This is a genomic window from Flavobacterium antarcticum DSM 19726 (genome assembly GCF_000419685.1).
Classification (GTDB): domain Bacteria; phylum Bacteroidota; class Bacteroidia; order Flavobacteriales; family Flavobacteriaceae; genus Flavobacterium; species Flavobacterium antarcticum.
Genome location: NZ_ATTM01000003.1, coordinates 191,578 through 214,328 on the forward strand (window position 1 = coordinate 191,578; position 22,751 = coordinate 214,328).

Annotated in this window: 18 protein-coding genes; 13 read left to right on the forward strand and 5 right to left on the reverse strand. The window is 35.2% G+C overall.

Features of this window, described 5'->3' with window-relative positions; genetic code table 11:
* Positions 1 to 93 precede the first annotated feature (93 nt).
* From YWA_RS0106145 to YWA_RS0106205, 12 genes are all read left to right on the forward strand, one after another.
* On the forward strand, positions 94 to 2,400 hold the full coding sequence (locus tag YWA_RS0106145) for a TonB-dependent receptor (RefSeq protein ID WP_026718623.1): 2,307 nt from the start codon (positions 94 to 96) through the stop codon (positions 2,398 to 2,400).
* A gap of 63 nt (positions 2,401 to 2,463) precedes the next feature.
* Positions 2,464 to 3,603 (forward strand): lycopene cyclase family protein, encoded by a 1,140-nt coding sequence (locus tag YWA_RS0106150; protein WP_022827622.1) that lies wholly within the window; start codon positions 2,464 to 2,466, stop codon positions 3,601 to 3,603.
* 127 nt (positions 3,604 to 3,730) lie between these two features.
* Complete coding sequence (locus YWA_RS0106155; protein ID WP_022827623.1) at positions 3,731 to 4,534, forward strand: tetratricopeptide repeat protein; 804 nt, start codon at positions 3,731 to 3,733, stop codon at positions 4,532 to 4,534.
* Positions 4,535 to 4,639: 105 nt separating this feature from the next.
* Entirely contained in the window at positions 4,640 to 5,050 is a 411-nt protein-coding gene (locus tag YWA_RS0106160) for a BrxA/BrxB family bacilliredoxin (protein WP_022827624.1), read from the forward strand.
* Between the two features lie 389 nt (positions 5,051 to 5,439).
* Positions 5,440 to 6,936: a malate dehydrogenase (quinone) gene (gene mqo, locus YWA_RS0106170; protein WP_022827626.1), complete on the forward strand. Its 1,497-nt coding sequence runs from the start codon at positions 5,440 to 5,442 to the stop codon at positions 6,934 to 6,936.
* Between the two features lie 108 nt (positions 6,937 to 7,044).
* Complete coding sequence (gene trhO / locus YWA_RS0106175; protein WP_022827627.1) at positions 7,045 to 8,400, forward strand: oxygen-dependent tRNA uridine(34) hydroxylase TrhO; 1,356 nt, start codon at positions 7,045 to 7,047, stop codon at positions 8,398 to 8,400.
* A 273-nt stretch (positions 8,401 to 8,673) separates the two neighbouring features.
* The gene (gene tnpA, locus YWA_RS0106180; protein WP_022827628.1) at positions 8,674 to 9,108 is read left to right on the forward strand and encodes an IS200/IS605 family transposase; all 435 of its coding nucleotides are present in this window, start codon (positions 8,674 to 8,676) and stop codon (positions 9,106 to 9,108) included.
* Positions 9,109 to 9,456: 348 nt separating this feature from the next.
* Positions 9,457 to 10,860, forward strand: a complete 1,404-nt coding sequence (locus YWA_RS0106185; protein ID WP_022827629.1) for a PSP1 domain-containing protein — start codon at positions 9,457 to 9,459, stop codon at positions 10,858 to 10,860.
* The gene (locus YWA_RS0106190) at positions 10,844 to 11,329 is read left to right on the forward strand and encodes a gliding motility lipoprotein GldH (RefSeq protein WP_022827630.1); all 486 of its coding nucleotides are present in this window, start codon (positions 10,844 to 10,846) and stop codon (positions 11,327 to 11,329) included. Before YWA_RS0106185 ends, YWA_RS0106190 begins: the two co-directional genes overlap by 17 nt.
* 1 nt (position 11,330) lies before the next feature.
* A complete protein-coding gene (locus YWA_RS0106195; RefSeq protein WP_022827631.1) occupies positions 11,331 to 13,634 on the forward strand; it encodes a penicillin-binding protein 1A in 2,304 nt (767 codons plus the stop codon).
* A 161-nt stretch (positions 13,635 to 13,795) separates the two neighbouring features.
* A complete protein-coding gene (locus YWA_RS0106200) occupies positions 13,796 to 14,494 on the forward strand; it encodes a CoA transferase subunit A (protein WP_022827632.1) in 699 nt (232 codons plus the stop codon).
* A 40-nt stretch (positions 14,495 to 14,534) separates the two neighbouring features.
* Positions 14,535 to 15,194: a CoA transferase subunit B gene (locus YWA_RS0106205; RefSeq protein WP_022827633.1), complete on the forward strand. Its 660-nt coding sequence runs from the start codon at positions 14,535 to 14,537 to the stop codon at positions 15,192 to 15,194.
* Between the two features lie 95 nt (positions 15,195 to 15,289).
* Here YWA_RS0106205 and YWA_RS14745 read toward each other — a convergent pair whose 3' ends face one another.
* The 5 genes from YWA_RS14745 to YWA_RS0106230 form a co-directional block, all read right to left on the reverse strand.
* Complete coding sequence (locus tag YWA_RS14745; RefSeq protein WP_157505310.1) at positions 15,290 to 16,024, reverse strand: hypothetical protein; 735 nt, start codon at positions 16,022 to 16,024, stop codon at positions 15,290 to 15,292.
* 90 nt (positions 16,025 to 16,114) lie between these two features.
* Entirely contained in the window at positions 16,115 to 17,803 is a 1,689-nt protein-coding gene (locus tag YWA_RS0106215; protein WP_022827635.1) for an ABC transporter ATP-binding protein, read from the reverse strand.
* Positions 17,804 to 17,821: 18 nt separating this feature from the next.
* Positions 17,822 to 18,535 carry a 3'-5' exonuclease gene (locus YWA_RS0106220; RefSeq protein ID WP_026718624.1) on the reverse strand — a complete coding sequence of 238 codons (714 nt, stop codon included), beginning with the start codon at positions 18,533 to 18,535 and terminating at the stop codon, positions 17,822 to 17,824.
* 84 nt (positions 18,536 to 18,619) lie between these two features.
* The gene (locus tag YWA_RS15335) at positions 18,620 to 20,836 is read right to left on the reverse strand and encodes a T9SS type B sorting domain-containing protein (RefSeq protein ID WP_022827637.1); all 2,217 of its coding nucleotides are present in this window, start codon (positions 20,834 to 20,836) and stop codon (positions 18,620 to 18,622) included.
* A gap of 69 nt (positions 20,837 to 20,905) precedes the next feature.
* On the reverse strand, positions 20,906 to 22,054 hold the full coding sequence (locus tag YWA_RS0106230; protein WP_022827638.1) for a serine hydrolase domain-containing protein: 1,149 nt from the start codon (positions 22,052 to 22,054) through the stop codon (positions 20,906 to 20,908).
* Positions 22,055 to 22,320: 266 nt separating this feature from the next.
* On the opposite strand from YWA_RS0106230, the gene YWA_RS0106235 reads away from it, so the two are divergent.
* Positions 22,321 to 22,740 (forward strand): hypothetical protein, encoded by a 420-nt coding sequence (locus YWA_RS0106235; RefSeq protein WP_022827639.1) that lies wholly within the window; start codon positions 22,321 to 22,323, stop codon positions 22,738 to 22,740.
* The last annotated feature ends 11 nt before the right edge of the window (positions 22,741 to 22,751 follow it).

The window sequence follows — 22,751 nt, forward strand, 5'->3', positions numbered from 1 at the left end:
ATGCAACTGTATTTCGTAAAATTAAAAAATAAAACAGCAAAAAATTGTTATTCTTAAAATATTTTTTAGATTTGCCTAAATTTTAATTTAGCAATGATGAAAATATTACTTAATGCTTTTCTATTTCTCTTTTCCATATTTGGTTTTGCCCAAGACAAAATCATTTCCGGAACTATTACTTCCCAAAACAAAACCGTTGAAGCGGTAATAATCACTTTAAACGACGGTCAGAAAGTGACCACAAGTAGTACAAAAGGATATTATCAATTTAGCAATTTGGCAAACGGAAAGTACGAAATTATCGTTTCTGGAGTCGCTTATCATTCGGCAAAGAAGAATATTATAGTTGGCGGCAAACCAACCTACACCTTGAATTTTGATTTGACAAATTTTCAAAACGATTTGCAAGAAGTCGTCGTTACAGGCACTAAAACCTTTAAAAGAAAAACGAACAGCTCAGTTATCGTTAACGTTTTAGACAGTAAGACCTTAGAAAATTTACAAGTTTGCAACTTGTCTGAAGGATTGAAATTCCAACCTGGACTTCGAGTAGAAACGGATTGCCAAACGTGTAATTACCAACAATTGCGAATGAATGGTTTGGCTGGAGGTTATTCTCAAATATTAATTAACGGCCGACCAATTTTCAGTCCATTAATGGGGTTGTACGGAATGGAACAACTTCCGGTTAATATGATTGACCGAATTGAAGTAGTTCGTGGTGGCGGTTCTTCGCTTTACGGTTCAAGTGCGATTGGAGGAACGGTGAATGTAATTACAAAAATTCCAACAAGAGATTCATTCGAATTAAATTCTTTTTACCAAAGTTTAGACGGAAAAAGCAGTGATTACATGCTTAATGGGAATGCTTCTTTCATTTCGAAAAATCGTGATGCAGGCGTTTCGCTTTTCATGACACACAGAGAACGTGATTTTTACGACGCAAATGGAGACAATTTTTCTGAAATTCCTTATATCGAAAACAATTCTGTTGGAGCGAATTTATTCTTCAAACCAACTGACAATCAAAAACTAGAAATTAGTTTGAGTAACTTAAACGAATACCGATTTGGTGGTGAAATGGTGGATAAACCTGCCTACTTAACGCAACAATCGGAAGAACGCAAACACAAAATTTGGTTGGGAAGTTTGGATTACCAAATCAATTTCAATGATGATAAATCTTCATTAATTACTTATGCCGCTTGGCAAAATACCGACAGAACCCATTATACAGGAATAATTCCAGACACAGAACCTGAATTGCAAAATCATCTTGAAAATCCGCCTTATGGTGTTTCCGATACGCAAACGGTACAAGGTGGTTTGCAATTTAACTACAGAGTAGATCATTTCTTAAAGGGAACGAATGTTTTCACTGTAGGTTCGGAATATATTTCAGATAAAGTTTTTGATGAGATCCGTTCGTATAATTACGAAATTGACCAACACACAAAGGATTGGGGTTCATTTTTACAAAGTGATTGGGAAATTCTTCCCAGTTTAAATTTGCTTTCAGGAGTAAGAATGGATGTTCATAATTTAGTCGATGAAGTAGTTTTTAGTCCGAGATTGGCGATGCTTTATAAATTAAAAGAGTCAACTCAATTTAGAGTCAGTTACGGAACGGGTTTCCGTGCACCACAAGCTTTTGACACGGATTTGCACATTGCATTTGCTGGAGGTGGCGTTTCTAGAGTGGTTTATGATCCAAATTTAATCGAAGAACGTTCTAAAAGTTGGAGTGCTTCTGTAAATTATGATAAAGCAACAGAGAAATTCATCGCAGGATTTACATTAGAAGGATTTTATACGCATTTGAATGACGCATTTATTTTGGAAAATATTGGCGAAGACGAATTTGGCCAAATTTTCGAAAAGCAAAATGGTGATGGAGCAACTGTCCAAGGAGTTACTTTAGAACTTCGTGCGAATTACAATAAAAAAGTACAATTAGAAACGGGTTTTACATTTCAAACAAGTCGTTTTGAAACTGCAGTAAAACATATTGATGGCGTAGCGCCAACAAGTGATTTCTTAAGAACACCTGATGAATATGGCTTTGCTAACTTGACGATAAATGCTTCAGAACGATTAAAACTAAACTTGAATTATGTGTTTACAGGTACGATGAAAATAGCGCATTTTGCTGGCGCGATAAACCAAACAACAGATGAATTTGTGAATACCAAAACATTTTCAGAAGTGAATAGTAAAATTGTGTACAACATTCCAAGCAAGAAATATGACATGAATTTTGAAATTTATGGCGGCTTAAAAAATATGTTGAACCAGTATCAGTCTGATTTTGATATAGGTAAAAATCGCGACAGTAATTATGTTTACGGTCCGTCATTACCACGAACAATTTTCTTCGGATTAAAGATCAGTCGCGGTTAGTTAAGAGTTGTTTAATTTGATTTTTAGTTCAATAGGTGTACTTTTACATGGATAAATAATTTCATGGAGAAGTACACCTTTATTTTTGCTGGAGCGGGATTGTCGTCGTTAATGACGGTTTATGAAATGATTCAATCAGGATTATTTTCCGAACAAAAAATTCTTTTAATCGATGCTAATTCAAAAAAAACCAACGACCGAACATGGAGTTTTTGGGAAAAAGAAGGGGGCGAATTTGATTCAATCGTTATCCAAAAATATCAAACTGCCTTTTTCAAAAGCAATCGCTTTTCTCGAAAATTAGACTTACAACCTTATGTTTACAAGTCCATTCGCGGTGTTGATTTCTACAATAAAATATTTGAATTACTAAGTCAACAACCAAATGTAGCATTTATTGAAGCAAGAATTTCGAATTATTCAGAAACCAATGAAGGTATTGCGGTTGAAACAAATCTCGGCACTTATTATGGTGAAAAATTATTCAACAGTCTTTATAATCCTAATCCAGTTGCATCGCAAACGAAATATCCTTTAGTTCAACAGCATTTTATAGGTTGGTTTATAAAAACTAAAAATCCGATTTTCACTCCTGAAACGGCAACTTTCATGGATTTTTCAATAAATCAAAAAGACACGACTCGTTTTATGTATGTTTTGCCAACTTCAAAAACGGAAGCTTTATTAGAGTATACTTTATTCTCTCCAGATTTGCTGAAGAAAGAAGAATACGAAACCGGAATTGTAGATTATATCAAAAATTTAGGCATAACCGAATATGAAATCATCGAAGAAGAACACGGAAATATCCCAATGACGTGTTATCCTTTTTGGAAACACAATACGCAAAACGTCCTAAATATTGGTTCTGCCGGAGGTTGGACAAAAGCGAGTACAGGTTATACTTTCAAAAACACAACTAAAAAATCAAAGGAAGTCGTTCGTTTTTTACAAAACCATTCCGACTTCAGAAAATTCCACAAAGACAACAAATTTTGGTTCTATGATTTACTTTTAATTGATATTCTATTTCGTCGAAATGAAATTGGTTCTACCATCTTTTCGTCAATGTTTAGAAAAGCAAAAGCATCATTGATTTTTAAGTTTTTGGACGAAGAAACTTCACTTTGGGAAGACTTAAAAGTGATTTGGCAATGTCCAAAAATGCCGTTTTTAAAAGCGGTGTGGCAAAGAATATTTTAAGTACTGATAAGCTATTCAAATTTTTAAAGCAAAAAATTTTTAACCGTAAAAATTTATTTCATTATCATTTTTCTTCATTTTGATAAGTTAAATGACCTGCTTTTTTACCTTTAGCAAAATTTCCATTATGAAACAAATCGTTTTAGTACTCGCCTTATTTTCCACTAGCCTTTCGTTTGCTCAAGAAGGTAAAAACGCAGAACAAGAAAAAATTATCGAAGAATATCTGACCAATTGTGCTTCAAAATACAATTATAATATTCAAATGTCAGAACGTCAAACTTGTTTAGACGAAGGTTTGAAAATCGACAGCACCATCGCTTACTTATGGCAACAAAAAGCAATGCCGTATTTCAAAGTAAGGAAATATGAAGTAGGAATGGAATTTTTAAACAAAGCCGTTCAATACAATCCTGAAAGATGGCAACCGTACCGTGGATTTATGAAATGTATTTTCTCCAAAGCTTACAAAGATGCCATCGTAGATTTGGAAGATTGCAAGAAGAAATTCGGAAACGGATATGTAATGGACCACACGTATGATTTCTATATCGCTGTTTCCTATCTTCAACTCAATGAATATCAAAAAGCAGAAACCATCTTGCAAAAATACGTGGATGAAATTTATAGAGATCGACAACAATTAGAACACCACACCGCTTATTTCTATCTTGGTATTGCTAAATATGAGCTCAAAAAATTTGATGAAGCAATTGCTGTTTTCGACAAAGCTTTAAAAATTTATCCCAACTTCTCGGACGTGAAATTTTACAAAGGAGTTTGCTTATCACTTTTATCAAAGAAGGAAGAAGCTGCCGAATTATTTAAAGAAGCAAAACAAGATTTCAAATTAGGCTATAAATTAAACGAGGATAATGTAATTTACGAACTATATCCTTACCAACTTCAAGGCTATTTCGTAGGATTGTAATCCGTCGATTCCACGATAACAAATCTTTATGAATTGCACCTGTTTTCCACCACAAAATCTTCGTAACTTTGGCATTCGTAAAAGTCAAATATAAAATATAAAAATATGTATCCAGAAGAAATGGTAAAACCAATGCAAGCTGAACTTACAACTGCAGGTTTTCAAGATTTACACACTGCTGCAGATGTAGATAATGCGTTAAAAGCAGACGGAACAACACTTGTAGTAATCAATTCTGTTTGTGGTTGTGCGGCAAGAAATGCACGTCCGGGAGCAAAAATGAGTATCGAAGGAGCTAAAAAACCAGATAATTTAATCACTGTTTTTGCAGGAGTAGACAAGGAAGCCGTTGATGCAGCGCGTCAGCACATGTTCCCTTTTCCTCCATCTTCGCCTTGTATGGCGTTGTTCAAAAACGGCGAATTGGTTCACATGTTAGAGCGTCACCACATCGAAGGTCGCCCAGCTGAACTAATTGCTGAAAACTTGCAAGACGCTTACAACGAGCACTGCTAAAATTTCAGAAATCACAATTACAACTAATCCTCGAAGAGTTTCAAACACTTCGAGGGTTTTTTATTTAAAGCTTATTTAAAGGTTTAGGAGCAAATCGCTTGGGCATTTTTTAATCCATTTTCCTGCTTTCCGCTACAATCTTTTTTAATTGCCTCGGGTTAAAACCCGAGGCAATTAAAAAAGATTTCCACTTCAATTAGGGCTATTTTAAAGTCTTTCGGCTTCTTTTAATCTTTCGCCAAAATTACACGTACAACTCTGACGGAGTTCCAAACTCCGTCAGAGTTAATCAAAAAAATTTTATAAAAATTATAAGAAATAAAATAAGTACCAACTTCTCCGTAATTTCTACCTTGTAAACTTGTAAATATTTGCATTTCAAATTCAATATGAAAAAAGAAACAACCCAGGAAGTCGACGTAGTTTTAATTGGTGGCGGAATAATGAGTGCCACACTCGGAACCCTAATCAATAAATTACGACCCGATTTAACCGTTGAAATTTTCGAGAAATTAGATAAAGTAGCTACCGAAAGTTCACATCCGTGGAACAACGCAGGAACAGGACATTCCGGTTTTTGTGAATTAAATTATTACCCCGAAAACCCAGACGGAACCGTTGACATCAAAAAAGGAGTAACAATTGCGGAACATTTTGAAGTTTCAAAACAGTTTTGGTCGCATCTTGTAGAACAAAATATCTTACCAAACCCAAAAGATTTTATCCAACCCGTTCCTCATATCAGTTTTGTTTGGGGCGAAAAAAATGTGCAGTATTTAGAGCAACGCTATTTGGCAATGCAAAAATCGCCTTTGTTTAAAGGAATTCAATTCAGCACCGATTTTGACGAAATTTCAAAATGGATGCCGCTCGTCATGAACGGTCGTGACCGAACTCAAAAAGTGGCCGCCACAAAAATTGATTACGGAACCGATGTAAATTTTGGCCAACTAACTTCAAACTTATTTGAATATTTAGAAGATAAACAGCAAATTAATTTAAGATTAAATCACGATGTTTCAGATTTAAAAAGAAACAACGACGGAACTTGGAATATTTCCGTAACTGATGAAAAAAATAAAATTGACAAAAATATCAAATGCAAATTTGTGTTTATTGGAGCAGGAGGTGGAGCGTTGCTTTTGCTAGAGAAATCGGACATCGCAGAAGCGGAAGGAATTGGCGGATTTCCCGTAAGCGGACAATGGTTAAAATGCACAAACCCCGAAATCATAAAGCAACACGGAGCCAAAGTTTACGGAAAAGCGAGCGTTGGAGCGCCACCAATGTCGGTTCCGCATATAGATTCACGCGTAATTGATGGAAAAAGAGAATTGCTATTTGGACCTTACGCAGGATTTTCAACAAAATTTTTAAAGCAAGGTTCTTATTGGGATTTACTAAAATCAGTTACTTTTTCCAACTTAATTCCGTCTATTTCAGCAGGAATTCAGAATTTGTCTTTAGTCAAATATTTGTTCGGACAAGTAGTGCAATCGGACGACAAAAGAATGGAAGCGTTGAAAGAATATTACCCTTTGGCAAACAAAAAAGATTGGGAATTAATAACGGCCGGACAACGCGTTCAAGTCATTGGCAGAAAAGAAAATGGAATGGGCGAACTGCAGTTTGGAACTGAAATAGTCTATTCAAAAGATGGTTCAATTGCAGCACTTTTAGGCGCCTCACCAGGAGCTTCTTCTTCCGTTTCAATTATGTTGGATTTAATTTCTAAATGTTTTCCAAAACGTTTTGAAGATTTAGACGTTCAAGAAAAGATTAGAAAAATGATTCCATCTTTTGGAAAAGAGTTGAATGAGAATCCTGAATTGTGTGCTCAAGTAAGAATTGACACTATTGAGAGTTTAAAATTGAACGAAAAATAATTTCAAATTAGATTCAATAATTGCACATGACATTTGTCATTTTCAAACCCGTAAAATAATCCGTATTTTTGCACCGAAAATAATTTCTCGACTTAAAAAGTTTATAGCATGCAACTGTACAACACCTTAAGCGCCGATGAAAGAGCCGAACTTATTGATGAAGCCGGTAAACAACGACTCACGTTGTCTTTCTATGCGTACGCCAAAATTGAAGACCCAAAAGAATTTCGCGACAACCTATTTATAGCCTGGAATGCACTCGATGCACTTGGCCGAATTTACGTTGCCCATGAAGGAATCAACGCTCAAATGAGTATTCCTGCCGAAAATATGGATGCTTTTCGTGAAACATTAGAAAAGTACGATTTCATGAAAGATATTAGGCTGAATGTTGCCGTTGACCAAGACGACCATTCGTTTTTGAAACTTACAATAAAAGTACGCCACAAGATTGTTGCCGACGGTTTGAACGACGAAACCTTTGACGTTACTAAAAAAGGAATTCACTTAAAAGCAAAGGAATTCAATGCAATTCTTGACGACCCAAATACGATTGTAGTTGATTTTAGAAATCATTATGAAAGCGAAGTTGGACATTTTAAAAATGCAATTACTCCCGATGTGGAAACGTTTAGAGAAAGTTTGCCAATTATCAACGAACAACTAAAGGATTTCAAGGAAACCAAAAACTTGGTAATGTATTGTACCGGCGGAATTCGTTGCGAAAAAGCTTCGGCTTACTACAAACACCAAGGTTTCAAAAATGTTTACCAACTTGAAGGCGGAATTATAAATTATGCCAAACAAATCCAAGAAGAAGGATTAGAAAGTAAATTTATCGGAAAGAATTTCGTTTTTGATAATCGTCTTGGCGAAAGAATTACCGACGACGTAGTTTCTCAATGCCACCAATGCGGAAAACCGTGCGACAATCATACGAATTGTGCCAATGACGGTTGCCATTTATTATTCATTCAATGTGATGAATGTAAAGCCGCAATGGAAAATTGTTGCTCAACCGAATGTCACGAAATAATTCATTTACCTTTAGCAGAACAAGTAAAACTTCGCACTGGAAAAGAAGTTGGCAATAAAGTTTTTAGAAAGGGAAAATCAGAGAACTTGAAATTCAAGCTTTCAGGCGAACTTTCGGACAAACCATTAGCAACAGCTCCAAAAACGGATATCCGTCAAAAGGTAAAAATAAAGAAAGTACTTTTGGCGAAAGCCGAACATTATTATGTAAAAGCAAAAATCGCTCTTTTCATAATTGAAAATCAAGAACTAAAAGTTGGCGATAAAATCATGATTTCAGGACCAACTACTGGTAATCAAGAACTGATTTTAGAAAAAATGTTTGTTGAAGGAAAAGAAACTGCATTAGCAAAAGTGGGAGACAAAGTAACGTTTGAAGTGCCATTTAGAGTTCGATTGTCTGATAAATTGTTTAAGGTTTTAGGTTAATTCATAATGAAATGATATCAATATAGCCCACGGTTTTAACCGTGGGTTTTTGAGTTAATTAATAAAAAAATTATATTGATCTAGCTCACCTTTTAACCGTGGGTTTATTATATAATATAGATACACCACGGTTAAAACCGTGGCCAATGTTCTGATACTATTTAAATTATCGAACACAATAAGCTTTGCTTTTCAGTTGTAGGTTTGCTCTTCCATTAAAATATCATGGAAATTAATTATATTTGAATTTATAATCTCCTTAAATTTAAGTACATGCCAAACTCTTACTGTAAAATATGGATTCACGCTATTTGGGCAACAAAGTTACGAGCTGAACTAATTGACTTCTCAATTGAGAAAAAAGTCTATGATTATATTTATGAAGAACTAATTGATTTAGGTTGTCCGGTAAGAATTATCAACGGAATGCCAGACCATGTTCACGCTTTGTTTCTATTAAATCCAAACAAATCCATTGCTGATGTAATCAAGCAGATAAAAGGAAGTTCATCTCATTCAATAAATGGACATGATTTAATTCTTGATAAATTTGCTTGGCAATCAGGATACGCGGCTTATTCTGTTAGTGAGTCCCAAGTAGAAAAAGTTTTTCAATACATAAAGAATCAAAAAGCACATCATCTGAAGCAAACTTTTCAGGAAGAATTTGATGAATATGTTCGGATATATGGATTATCAGAAGAATAACTATTTCTACCACGGTTAAAACCGTGGCCCATATTCTGATAATAAGTAGCGGAAAATTTCAAATAATACTTTTCTGAACAAGCATTAAATCCTCGATTATTAATCATATTTATCATTGTCTTCAAATATTGCCCACGGTTTCAACCGTGGGTTTATTATGAAAACAAATTCAAAAACAAACCTTTTCAACTCCGACTAAACCCAACTCGCATCCGCAAAACAGCTTTAACTTTTTTTGGCAATATCATTGCAAATTCCCGTAAAAACAACAAAATTAATTTTCCTATCTTTACGACCAAATATATTTACGAATTTTAAGTTATCCTAGATAACATTCTATATAAAATTATGGCTTGTACAAGTTGTTCAACGTCTGATGGTGGTGCACCAGCAGGCTGCGGAAATAAAGGGAATTGCGGCACAGATAGTTGCAACAAATTGACGGTTTTTGATTGGCTTTCGAACATGAGTTTACCTAACGGCGAAAAGCCGTTTGACTGTGCTGAAATCCGATTTAAAAACGGTCGAAAAGAGTTTTACAGAAACACCGAGAATCTTACTTTAAGTATGGGCGACATCGTTGCTACAGAGGCTTCACCAGGACACGACATCGGAATTATTACCTTAACAGGCGAATTAGTTCGGATTCAGATGAAGAAAAAAGGAGTGAATCCGGAAAGTAATGAAATCGCTAAAATCTACCGAAAAGCTTCACAAAAAGATATCGATATTTGGTCTGTAGCTCGTGATAGAGAAGAGCCTATGAAAGTTCGCGCTCGTGAACTAGCAATTGCTCAAAAGTTGGAAATGAAAATTTCTGACATCGAATTTCAAGGTGACGGTTCAAAAGCAACTTTTTATTACACGGCAAACGATAGAATTGATTTCCGTGCATTAATCAAGGATTTTGCTAAAGAATTCAGTACTCGAATTGAAATGAAACAAGTAGGTTTCCGTCAGGAAGCAGCTCGTTTGGGAGGAATCGGTTCCTGTGGTCGCGAGTTATGTTGTTCTACTTGGTTAACAGATTTTAGAAGTGTAAATACTTCGGCTGCTCGTTACCAACAATTATCTTTAAACCCACAAAAACTTGCCGGACAATGCGGTAAATTGAAGTGTTGTTTGAACTATGAGTTGGACACTTACATGGACGCTTTAAAAGATTTTCCTGAATTTGAAACGCGTTTGGTTACTGAAAAAGGAGATGCAATCTGTCAAAAACAAGACATTTTTAAAGGTTTAATGTGGTTCGCTTACACCAATAATTTTTCAAATTGGCACGTATTAAAAATCGAGCAAGTACAAGAAATTATTGCTGAAAACAAGTTGAAAAACAAAGTTTCATCGTTAGAAGACTATTCGATTGATGACACTCCTGTGGTTGAAAAAGACTTTAACAACGCAATGGGTCAGGAAAGTTTGACTCGTTTTGACCAACCAAAAAAGAAAAAACGTCCTACTAAAAAGAAAAAACCAACTGAAAATGCAATTGTAGCAAATAAACCAGCGGGTTCAAATCTTATTAAACCTAATAAACCAGGAAATGTTGCTATAAAGCCAGCTGAAGGTCAACCAAAAATCATCAAAGCAACAGCAGAAAATCCGGAACAACCTGCATCAGATAAAAAGCCAAATAATCGTCCGAAAAATAAAAAGCCTTCAGGAAATAAAAAACCAATCGAAGCGAAACCAAACGAACCAAAGCCAGATAACCGTATAATTCCGAATAAGAAAAATGAATCTAAAGAGTAGTTTACTATTTTTAGTTATCCTGATTACTATCGTTTCATGCGATAAAAATCGGGTTTTTGACGAATACAAATCGGTCGGGAATGCTTGGGTAAAAGACAGCATAGTTGAATTTGATTTCAAGCACGAGGACACTGTAAAATTGTATAATTTATTTGTCAATTTGCGTGCGAATCAAGCATATCAGTTTAATAATTTATACCTTATCGTTTCCATGGAACGCCCAGGTGGATTGACAAAAGTAGATACTTTGCAATACCAAATGACCAATCCAGACGGTTCACTTTTAGGAGAAGGTTTTTCTGATATTAAGGAAAGTAAATTGTTTTATAAAGAGAATTTAAGGTTCGATACCATTGGAGATTACAAAGTAAGAATCCAACAAGCGGTTCGCCAAACAGGAAAAATTGAAGGAATTCAAGCATTAGAAGGAATCACAGAAGTAGGTTTTAGAATCGAAACAATAGAATAATATGGCAGTCAAAAAAAAGAATAAGTCCGCCGAAGCAGATTTTCCATTTTACATCAAACGTTTTTGGCAGATTTTCGGAATTGGAGTTGGTATCGTAGTTTTAATCTTCCTTTTAGCTTCTTGGGGCGTTTTGGGACACATGCCTTCATTCAACGATTTAGAGAATCCCGAATCTAATTTGGCCACCGAAATTATCTCTTCAGATGGAGAAACGATTGGTAAATTTTACAACGAAAACCGCAGTTCAATAACGTATGAGGAACTACCAAAACATTTAGTTGACGCATTAGTTGCCACCGAAGATGAACGTTTTTACGAACACTCCGGTATCGATGGAAGAGGAACTTTACGGGCTGCAACCAGTTTTGGAGCAAGTGGTGGAGCAAGTACTCTTTCACAGCAACTAGCTAAACAATTATTTCACGGTGAAGGTTCAAAAAACATCGTGATGCGTTTGTTTCAAAAAGTAAAAGAATGGATTATTGCGATTCGTTTGGAACGACAATATACTAAAAATGAAATCATTGCGATGTATTTCAACGTGTATGATTTTAATAATTATGCTGTAGGAATTCGTTCTGCCGCAAAAACATATTTCAATAAATCACCAAAAGAACTAACTATTGACGAATCAGCGATGTTGGTGGGAATGTTTAAAAATTCTTCCTTATACAACCCAATTCGGAATGCTCAAGGTGTAAAAAACCGTCGAAATGTCGTGCTTCAACAAATGGAGAAATCCGATATTATTACAGAAGTGCAACGCGAAAAATTAAGTGCACTTCCTATCACGTTAGATTTCAAATTGCAAACGCATAAAGAAGGAATTGCGACTTATTTCAGAGAATATTTACGTGAATTCATGAAAGGTTGGGTTCGTGAGAATAAAAAACCGGACGGAAGCGATTACGATATTTACAGAGATGGTTTAAAAATTTATACCACAATTGATTCTCGAATGCAACAATATGCGGAAGAAGCAGTGTATGCCCATTTAGCAAATTTGCAAGAAGAATTTTTTGACCAAGCGAAAACCAATAAAAACGCTCCTTTCATTAAAATTTCAGAAACAGAAACAGAAAGCTTAATGAACCGTGCTCGAAAAAATTCGGAAAGATACAGAATCATGAAAGCCGAAGGAAAAGACGATGCCGCTATCATGAAATCGTTTACAGTAAAAAGTAAAATGCGTGTTTTTTCTTGGAAAGGCGAACGCGACACCATCATGACTCCTAACGATTCCATCCGATATTACAAACATTTCTTACAAAGTGGTGTGATGTCAATGGACCCAGAAACGGGTTATGTAAAAGCGTGGGTGGGCGGAATTAATTACAAACATTTTCAGTACGACCACGTGAATCAAGGTGCTCGACAAGTGGGTTCAACATTCAAACCATTTGTTTACGCTACTGCAATCGAGCAACAAGGATATTCGCCTTGCGACTCCATAATTGATTCGCCATTTACAATTCCAAAAGGCCGTCATCACGTCACGGAATCTTGGACGCCTAGAAATTCAAACAGCGAATACCGCGGAATGGTTACTTTGAAAAAAGCATTAGCGCTTTCTATAAATACCGTTTCGGCAAAATTAATTGACCGCGTTGGACCAGAAGCAGTAATCGAATTGACTAAAAAATTAGGAGTGAAATCTGAAATTCCTGCCCAACCGTCCATCGCTTTAGGAGCTGTAGAAATTACCGTTCACGATATGGTTGCCGCTTATGCGACTTTTGCAAATCAGGGAATTTACATTAAACCGGAAGTGATTACTAAAATCGAAGATAAAAACGGAAATATTTTATACCAAACCATGCCAGAATCCCACGATGTTTTGAACAAAGACATCGCTTACGCCGTTGTAAAATTGCTTGAAGGAGTGACGGAAACGGGTTCAGGGCTTCGTTTGAGAACGCAAGGTGGTGGTTACGGCTACAATCGCGTAACCGGTTATCCATACGCTTTAACGAATCCAATTGCGGGAAAAACAGGGACAACTCAAAACCAGTCTGACGGTTGGTTTATGGGAATGGTGCCAAATTTGGTAACTGGAGTTTGGGTCGGAAATGAAGACCGTTCTGCCCATTTCAAAAGCATCACATTCGGTCAAGGAGCCACGATGGCATTGCCAATTTGGGGCATGTATATGAAAAAATGTTATGCTGATAAAACCTTAACCGTTTCGAAAGAAGACTTTAAACGTCCTGCTAATTTGGCTATTAAAGTCGACTGTTGGGTACCAAAAGTAAAAGATTCAACCACGGTAGATTCTGAACAAAACACAGACGAATTCGATTTATAACGCTGAAATTATTTTAGAGTTTCAATATTTTTTGGAGCTATTTCCAGCTATACGTTGCAATCTTTATGTCCCGAACCCCGGTTCATAAAGGATTTTCACTTCTATCTGGGCTAAAAATTTAGGAAACAACATCATTTATTTTTTAAATAATAATACCAATTATGATTAATAAAAAAGTAAACAACGTTCACGAAGCACTTCAAGGAATTGAAGACGGAATGACGATAATGCTTGGAGGTTTTGGACTTTCAGGAATTCCAGAAAACTCAATTGCTGAACTGGTAAATAAAAATGTACACGACTTAACTTGCATTTCAAACAATGCAGGAGTCGATGATTTTGGATTGGGATTGCTTTTACAGAAAAAGCAAATCAAAAAAATGATTTCTTCTTACGTAGGAGAAAACGCTGAATTTGAGCGCCAAATGCTTTCAGGTGAATTAGACGTAGAACTTACTCCTCAAGGAACATTAGCCGAAAAATGCCGTGCAGCTCAAGCCGGAATTCCAGCATTTTATACTCCTGCAGGTTACGGAACGGAAGTAGCCGAAGGAAAAGAGTCAAGAGAATACAACGGAAAAATGCACATTCTGGAAGAAGCCTTCAAAGCTGATTTCTCAATCATAAAAGCTTGGAAAGGTGACGAAGCTGGAAACTTAATTTTCAAAGGAACAGCTAGAAACTTCAACGCGCCAATGGCAGGTGCTGCAACAATCACAATTGCTGAAGTTGAAGAGTTAGTTGCTCCAGGAATGTTAGACCCAAATCAAATTCACATTCCAGGAATTATGGTACAACGCATCTTTCAAGGAGAAAAATTTGAAAAAAGAATCGAACAACGTACGGTTAGAAAAAAGTAATCAGTTTTCAGTTTTTAGTATTCAGTAAAAAATAAAAATCATGGCTTTAGATAAAAACCAAATTGCAAAACGTATTGCGAAAGAAGTACAAAATAATTATTACGTAAACCTCGGAATTGGAATTCCAACATTAGTTGCAAATTACGTTCGTGAAGATATCTCGGTTGAATTTCAAAGCGAAAACGGAGTTCTTGGAATGGGACCTTTCCCATTTGAAGGAGAAGAAGACGCTGACATTATCAATGCCGGAAAACAAACGATTACTACTTTGCCAGGTGCTTCATTCTTTGATTCTGCTTTTAGCTTCGGAATGATTCGTTCTCAAAAAGTTGATTTAACTATTCTTGGAGCAATGGAAGTTGCCGAAAACGGTGACATTGCCAATTGGAAAATCCCAGGAAAAATGGTCAAAGGAATGGGTGGTGCAATGGATTTAGTGGCTTCTGCCGAAAATATTATCGTTGCCATGATGCACGTAAATAAAGCAGGCGAATCTAAAATTTTAAAACGTTGTACTTTGCCTTTAACGGGAGTTGGTTGCGTGAAAAAAGTAGTTACTGAATTGGCCGTTTTAGAAGTTACTCCAAAGGGTTTCAGATTATTGGAACGTGCTCCAGGCGTTTCGGTAGAACATATAATTGCATCAACAGAAGCTGAATTAATTATTGATGGAGAAATTCCTGAAATGGTAATTGATTAATTTAGATTCTAAAAAATATATGAAAGCCTTGAGAAATCAGGGCTTTTTTTGTGAAGTCCACCTTCAGTTATATTATGTAATCTATAGTTTAATTATTATTTCCACCAATCTTTTATTGGTTTTACCCACCAACCATTTTTTCTGTATTTTTCAGAAACGCCTAATTCCGCAGCTCCAATATCGAAATCACATTTAACACTTGGAACTCTGTAATCAGCCCAATTGCATACTTTTTCAATAATTGAATTGTACATTTTCCAAGTTCCAACAAATGCGTTGTTAAAATAGCCATCAGTGAATGAATCAATATCATTATAGATTATTTCGTTATTTTTATCCAAATACCACTTCGATTGCAAAATTCCCTTAAATAGTCCTGAATGATTTTGTTCGTTATTTTCATAAAACTCGTATTTGGCGGTTAGAACTCCTTGCTTTTTTATACCCGAATCTTTAAATTCAGCGTCAACCCCGAAATTTTCAACATTTAATTCTTGAATTTTAAAAATTGTAATGGTTCCTAAAAAATCACATATATTTGATTTGACATTTGATTTTCCATATACGAAGTATTCATATGGAATATTTAAATTTCTTTCTACAAAAATTAACTTTATTAATATTCGCTGATATTCATTTCCTATTATTCCATAAATAAGTTCGTTTTCAGTTTTTGTCCATAAGTTTGAAAAATCATATTTCGTATATTTTTCAATTTCATTTTTTTCGATAATTGGATTTTCATCTATAATTTTTTCTCTGCACAAGTCATTTTGTCCAAAGAATGTAAAGGAGTAAAATACAAATATGATTAAAATTTTTATTTTCATTTTGAAAGATTTTTAAGAATTCTAATTAATTTATTATTTAATTTAAAAATAAACTACTTCACAAACCTTTGCACCTTTTCGAGATAAATTCTACCCTTTCACCGGTATCGCTGCAATCAACTTCTTCGTATATTCCGTTTTTGGATTAGAATAAATTTCATCGGCATCGTCAATTTCTTCAATCTTGCCTTTGTTCATCACTAAAACTTGGTCACTCATATATTTCACAACTGCCAAATCGTGCGAAATAAATATATAAGTAAATCCGAAATTTTCGTTTAATTCATTTAACAAATTCAAAACTTGTGCTTGAACAGAAATATCCAATGCCGAAACCGATTCGTCACAAACGATTAATTTAGGTTGTAAAGCAATTGTTCTTGCAATACCAATTCGTTGTCTCTGACCGCCTGAAAACTCGTGAGGATAACGATTGAAATGTTCTTCTCCAAGTCCGACGCGTTCTAGGATTTCAATAGTTTTCGCTTTGCATTCTTTATCGGAAGCGTATAATTTATGAACTTGCATTGGTTCCATAATCGCTTGTCCAACAGGAATTCTCGGATTTAAAGAAGAATAAGGATCTTGGAAAATAATCTGAATTTCAAGACGCAATTTTCGTAATTCACTTCCTTCTAATTTGGTGATATCTTGACCGCGATACAAAATTGTTCCCGCCGTTGCTTTGTCCAATTGCAATATAGCGTTTCCTAATGTCGATTTTCCGCAACCGGATTCGCCAACTAATCCTAAAGTTTCGCCTTCGTATAATTTGAAACTCACATCATTTACCGCTTTGAAACTGCTTTTCTTCCCAAATATTCCAGCAGATGAAAGATATTCTTTCTCTACATTTTTCACTTCCAAAAGTGGTGCTTTCGCATATAGTTGTTTATGAAAAGCTTCTCTTTCAGCAGAAGTAACAATTTCTGTCGAAACATTTTCTTGCAGGAAATCTTGAATTGTGGGTAATCGCACAAGTCTTGTATCTAACGACGGACGCGAATTGATTAACGCTTTCGTATAAATATGTTTTGGATTATTGAAAATCGTTTCCACAGTTCCTTGCTCGACAATTTCACCTTTATACATCACCAAAACCCGATTGGCAATTTCAGAAACCAAAGCCAAATCATGTGAAATAAAAATAATACTCATCTGATTTTCTTGCTGAATTTCTTTCAACAATAGAATAATTTCCTTCTGAACCGTAACATCTAAAGCAGTTGTTGGTTCATCTGCAATTAATATTTGTGGTTTACAAGCAATCGCCATTGCAATCATCACTCGTTGTTTTTGACCGCCCGAAATTTCGTGAGGATACTTATTGAAAATAATTTGTGGGTCAGGCAATTTTACTTTTTCAAACAAGGAAAGTACTTCAGCCGTAACTTCTTTCTTCGATAATTTAGTATGTTGTTCCAACATTTCAGCAACTTGAGGTCCACATTTCATTGATGGATTTAGCGAACTCATAGGCTCTTGAAAAATCATCGCAATCTGCTTTCCACGAATTTTTCGAAACGATTTGGTATCAAAATGCGTAATGTTTTCACCTTCTAAAAAAATAGAACCATTTGAGATTTTAGAAATATTTTTAGGAAGCAAACCCATAATCGCCAATGAAGAAACTGACTTTCCAGAACCCGATTCGCCTACGATTCCCAAGATTTCATTGGGAAATAAATCGTAGCTGATTTTATGAATTACGGGTGCAAAAACTTTATCTTTCTGAAAGGAAATTTCTAGCTTTTCTATTTTCAATAACGGTTGGCTCATTGCGTAAAAATAGGAATTTTAAATATGTATTATTTCATCATCAATCAATAATTCTTCTCGTCTAAAACGAAGAAATATTTGTGCAACTGCAATGGTATCTTTTTCGCAATAGGTTACAATTCGGTCGATGTCTTTTTCAACATAAAAAACGTGGCCAACTTGACTTCCATCTATATCATCTTTTGGAGAGGGAATTCCCAAGATTTTCGTTAGTAATTTCAAAGATGTGAAATGTTTGTAATCGCCAAATTTCCACAATTCCAACGTATCTAAATGCGGCACTTCCCAAGGTTTTTTGCCAAATAAATTAAGTTTTTCAGGAAGTTTGATTTGGTTGATAATCATCCGTCTTGCGATGAAAGGTAAATCAAATTCCTTTGAATTATGTCCGCATAAAATATGTTGCGGAAGATTGAAATGATTGTTGATTAGATTGCTGAAATCCGTCAATATTTTAGATTCTTCGCCAAAAAAAGAAGTCACTCTAAAATGCCGAATATCACTTTTAAAAGTGAAATAACCCACAGAAATACAGACGATTTTGCCAAATTCGGCCCAAATTCCGGCTCGATCGTAAAAGTCTTCTCCGGTTACGTCTTCTTTTCTTTGGTATTGCGTTTTGTGTTCCCACAATGTTTGAAGCTCGTTGTCAAGCAAACGGTAATCATCCGTTTCAGGAACGGTTTCGATGTCTAAAAAGAGAATGTTAGCGAGGTTGATTTTTTCTATCATAACGAATATTTTAAGTGGATTATATCTTTTTGGTTTGTTAAAGATAATTAATTTCACATTCAAATAAACGCACCGCTAAAAAATTTATCGCTTCATCGAAAAATGATTTTTGTATTCTTGGTACATTCCATTTTGAGTATAACGTATTGTAAACCAATAATCATCAGCTTTAAGTGGTTGTCCGTTGAACGACCCATCCCAACTTTGGTTTTTCGCATTTAATTCAATAATAAATTTACCGTACCGATCAAAAATTTGAATAGTAGCTTTGTCATCTAAATTGGGAACAGTCCAACTATCGTTGTAACCGTCGCCGTTTGGAGTGAAATATTTTGGAAAATTAATAATTGTAACTATTGATTTTAAATTGGAACAATTACGTTGGTCAGTCACTTCAATTTCGTACACTCCGGGACTTAAATTGGTAAATGTATTTGAAGTCTGAAAACCCAAATTATTTATTTGATATAAAAATGGAGGTTGACCACCCACTACGTCTATCGTAATAAAAGTGTTGTCGCTAAAATCTTGAGATTGAATAACCGATATACTTTGTACTTTTGGAATTTCGCTTACCGTTGCAGTTACTAAATCAGAAACACAACCAGAAATAATATCTGTTGCAATCACTCCATATTCCCCGATTTGTTTAGCTGAAAAAGTTGGATTTGACGCATTTGCAATTGGATTTCCATTGAAAAACCATTCAAAGCTGTAATCACTATTGTTCAGTTCAGTATCTAAAATATAGGGTGGAATTCCGAAAATCCCAGAACCTAAAACACAAATTTGTCCATCTTGAATAAGTGGAATTGGAGTTGGAGCAACATTCACAACAATTGTAATTGGATTTCCATCACAACTATTAAAGGAAGGTGTCACCACATAAGTTACACTTCCAGAAACTCCGTTTGTGGTTAGATTTTGCATAATTGAATTTCCTGTTCCATCAACAGCTCCATCAACATTATTAGAAATTGTCGTCCAATTAAAAGTAGTTCCCGAAACGTCTGAAAATAAATTAATATCCGTAATCTGACCTGAACAATAATTTAAATTTCCTGTAAAAGTAGCTGTCGGACTTTGAGAAATAGTCAGTGTTACCGACGTTCTTGAAGTGCCGTAACAGTTACTTGACGCGTTGTAAACTTCCGCATAATACGTTCCCGCATTCGTAGGCGTATAACTGCTGGAATTGGCAAGTAATAGATTTCCACCTGAAGCTTGGTCAAACCAATTGACAATATTTTCAGCATTTGTACTCACTGAAATCGCAGGAATCGGTTCATTGTTACAACTATTTACATTTCCATTACTTGTGGCGGGAGTCAATCCATTTGACATCGTAAGGGTAAAAACATTCGAAACTGTAGAACAAAACGCGGAATTAATATTGGCAATATCTTGAGCAATTTTTACTCTAAAATAAGTTGTTGCAGAAATTGTTGGACTTGTGAATGTTGAATTATTTTCTCCAATGAAGTTCGTCCAATTTATATTGTCTAAACTAGATTGCCATTGGTAAAAGTAAGTTGAAGCTCCATTTGTAGTCGCATTTAGAGTTATGGAAGCTGTAGAATTACAAGTTGTATAATTATTATTGGGATAACTTGGATTGGAAACGGTAGTCAAATCGCCACAGGATTTAAACGAAATATCATCAATTGCTAAATCGTTTCCGCAACCGCCAACACCATTATTTTTCATAATTAACACAACCGATGTTTGATTTGATGTGGTAAAAACCAAAGCAAATTGTTGCCACAAAGGCGAAGTAGTTCCAAAAATATCTCCTGTATCTCCCGAACCTAAAAGTGTAGTTTGCGTATCGTCCCATATTTCAAATTTCACGTTAATAGGAATCTCACCTTGTCCACAAGCTCCTGAACTTGAATTAAAAACATTCAGTAACCAAGCCGAAAACTCAAAAGTGGTATTGACGCACAATCCTGTTACGGTTCTTTTATAGAAGGATCCGGAAACGTTATTATTAGCATTTACAATCAGGCATTTTCCATTTGGGCCATCGGTCGCATCTGGTGTATGGTCAGGAGAGTTATGCCAAGATTGAAGTAAATTTGTTCGATGATATAAAGTGTAAAAGCTGTCTTGAGGTGCACCGCTAATAAAAGAATACGTGGTAATTCCAGGCGATAATGCAGGTCCATAATCAGTACCGTTGCCAAAACTTTCTGTAAAAATAGCATCGCCTGTACTTCCGCCACAAAATCCCAATTGTCCGTAACTTAACGAGACGAAAAATAAAAAGAACGTTACAACTGAAAGTTTAAAGTACGGCATTTTGATGAAAAGTTTTGTCAAAAATACTACATAATTTTAGACAATAGTACATTTAAATTAGAGTTCCAGTTACTGTTTCAGCATCTTATAAGCCTCATCAATATACACATAAAAATCATCGCTATGTGGACTGCCGTTAGTAGTTGGAGCATTTGTATGACCAAGTCGAACGATAATCAAATCATCTTCGGGAATCACAATTACGTATTGACCCAAATGACCACGCATGTAGAAAATCTTTTTGTTTTTATAGTCACTTAACCACCAACCGTAACCATATTCAGGCGAATTTGCGAAACGCGGTTGTGTTGATTTTGCAACAAAAGCGCTGTCTAAAATTTGCGTTCCATTCCAAATTCCATTTTGTTTATATAACTTTCCAAAACGGGCAAAATCTCTAGCATTACTTGCCACACAACAGTACGCTTTTACAATTCCACCTTCATGATCTGTTTGCCAAAGCGCTTCGTTTTCAGCACCCATTGGTTTCCAAAAAGATTCAGATACATACTCTGCCAAGCTCCTATTTGTAGCTTTTTCAATACACATTGCTAACAATTGGGTGTCACCACTTAAATATTTATAAGCGGTTCCCGGCTTTGTCACACCTTTCAAACCTAGAATCACCGAATTTAAATCTTCGTCAAAATAAGCTCTCGTAGTTACTGAAAATGGACTGTAATAACTCTCGTCCCAATTTAATCCTGATGACATAGAAGATAAATCTCCAACAGTCATTTGAGAAGAATAGTTGTCGTCGAATTCCGGAAAAAAGTCGGAAACCTTTTGGTTTAAACTTTTAATTTTGCCTTCCATAATCGCTTTTCCTAAAGAAGCAGAAACGATACTTTTTGCCATAGAAAAAGAATTCGATTTAGAATCTTTCGTATAATTATCATAATAACTTTCGTTCCAAATACTGTCATTTTTGATAATCAAGAAAGCAACAGTTCCAATTCTCTTGTGCATTTTCTCAAGTGAATCCGTAGGTTTTACTACATTATATTGCTTGGAAATAGCCCAAGGTTGACCAACATCGTTTTTGATTTCTCTGTTGTCAAAATACTGATAGTCTTCTAAAAAAGCAGTTGTATGTCCGTTTAGATAAATCGTTCGGACGGCTTTTAGCAAATAATCTACATTGAAAACGTACATTAAAACAACAAGTAAAACTAAAATACCTGCAAACCAGACTAGAAATTTTTTAAGAAAACGCATTTTCAATTATTTAGTGATGGATACGAATGTACATAAAATTCAATTTAAAAATTAAACTGTATTTTTTTTAGTTGTTTGCAGCAAACCGGTTGGGCTTTTACAGGGTTCCATGTTCCCGCTTTTCGCAATATCTTTCTGTTTTTAAAGAAAAAACAGAAAGGATATCTGCTACAATCGGGGCTAAAAAAATTTTCATAAATAATTTGCAAACTTGACAAAATGTAAACTATATTTGTCATTATGATTAACTAACTTTACAAAAAACCATGAGTACACCAAAATCCATCAGCAACACCCCTCGCTTATTTCCTAACTCATTTAAGAAGATAGGACTTGCAATTATTATTTTAGCCGTAATTTCTGCTGTGGCAGTAAAATTTCTTTTGGATGAACCCAATTTAGAAACGAAAGCACTTCTTAAAACATTTCATTTTAGTTTTTTAAACATCGGACTATTTATCTTTAGTATGTCTAAAGATAAATTGGAAGATGAACGCTCTATGCTGAGGCGAATGCAAGCGATGCTGTTTACTATCGGATTTGCGGTATTGTATCTATTATTTAGTCCATTAGTAGACTTAGCTTTTGGAAATCTAATCACAGAGATGAGTGCCAATCATTTGATGTTACTGCTACTTTTAGAATATATTATTTTCTACAGAATTCAGATGAGAACGCAATCCTAAAAGACCTTGCA

Coding starts and splice junctions, on each gene's coding strand:
- YWA_RS0106195 (WP_022827631.1), top strand. CDS start 11,331: ATGGCAGTCAAAAAAAAGAATAAGTCCGCCGAAGCAGATTTTCCATTT.
- YWA_RS0106150 (WP_022827622.1), top strand. CDS start 2,464: ATGGAGAAGTACACCTTTATTTTTGCTGGAGCGGGATTGTCGTCGTTA.
- YWA_RS0106190 (WP_022827630.1), top strand. CDS start 10,844: ATGAATCTAAAGAGTAGTTTACTATTTTTAGTTATCCTGATTACTATC.
- trhO (WP_022827627.1), top strand. CDS start 7,045: ATGCAACTGTACAACACCTTAAGCGCCGATGAAAGAGCCGAACTTATT.
- YWA_RS15335 (WP_022827637.1), bottom strand. CDS start 20,836: ATGCCGTACTTTAAACTTTCAGTTGTAACGTTCTTTTTATTTTTCGTC.
- YWA_RS0106200 (WP_022827632.1), top strand. CDS start 13,796: ATGATTAATAAAAAAGTAAACAACGTTCACGAAGCACTTCAAGGAATT.
- YWA_RS0106155 (WP_022827623.1), top strand. CDS start 3,731: ATGAAACAAATCGTTTTAGTACTCGCCTTATTTTCCACTAGCCTTTCG.
- YWA_RS14745 (WP_157505310.1), bottom strand. CDS start 16,024: ATGAAAATAAAAATTTTAATCATATTTGTATTTTACTCCTTTACATTC.
- YWA_RS0106145 (WP_026718623.1), top strand. CDS start 94: ATGATGAAAATATTACTTAATGCTTTTCTATTTCTCTTTTCCATATTT.
- YWA_RS0106215 (WP_022827635.1), bottom strand. CDS start 17,803: ATGAGCCAACCGTTATTGAAAATAGAAAAGCTAGAAATTTCCTTTCAG.
- YWA_RS0106235 (WP_022827639.1), top strand. CDS start 22,321: ATGAGTACACCAAAATCCATCAGCAACACCCCTCGCTTATTTCCTAAC.
- tnpA (WP_022827628.1), top strand. CDS start 8,674: ATGCCAAACTCTTACTGTAAAATATGGATTCACGCTATTTGGGCAACA.
- YWA_RS0106205 (WP_022827633.1), top strand. CDS start 14,535: ATGGCTTTAGATAAAAACCAAATTGCAAAACGTATTGCGAAAGAAGTA.
- mqo (WP_022827626.1), top strand. CDS start 5,440: ATGAAAAAAGAAACAACCCAGGAAGTCGACGTAGTTTTAATTGGTGGC.
- YWA_RS0106160 (WP_022827624.1), top strand. CDS start 4,640: ATGTATCCAGAAGAAATGGTAAAACCAATGCAAGCTGAACTTACAACT.
- YWA_RS0106230 (WP_022827638.1), bottom strand. CDS start 22,054: ATGCGTTTTCTTAAAAAATTTCTAGTCTGGTTTGCAGGTATTTTAGTT.
- YWA_RS0106220 (WP_026718624.1), bottom strand. CDS start 18,535: ATGATAGAAAAAATCAACCTCGCTAACATTCTCTTTTTAGACATCGAA.
- YWA_RS0106185 (WP_022827629.1), top strand. CDS start 9,457: ATGGCTTGTACAAGTTGTTCAACGTCTGATGGTGGTGCACCAGCAGGC.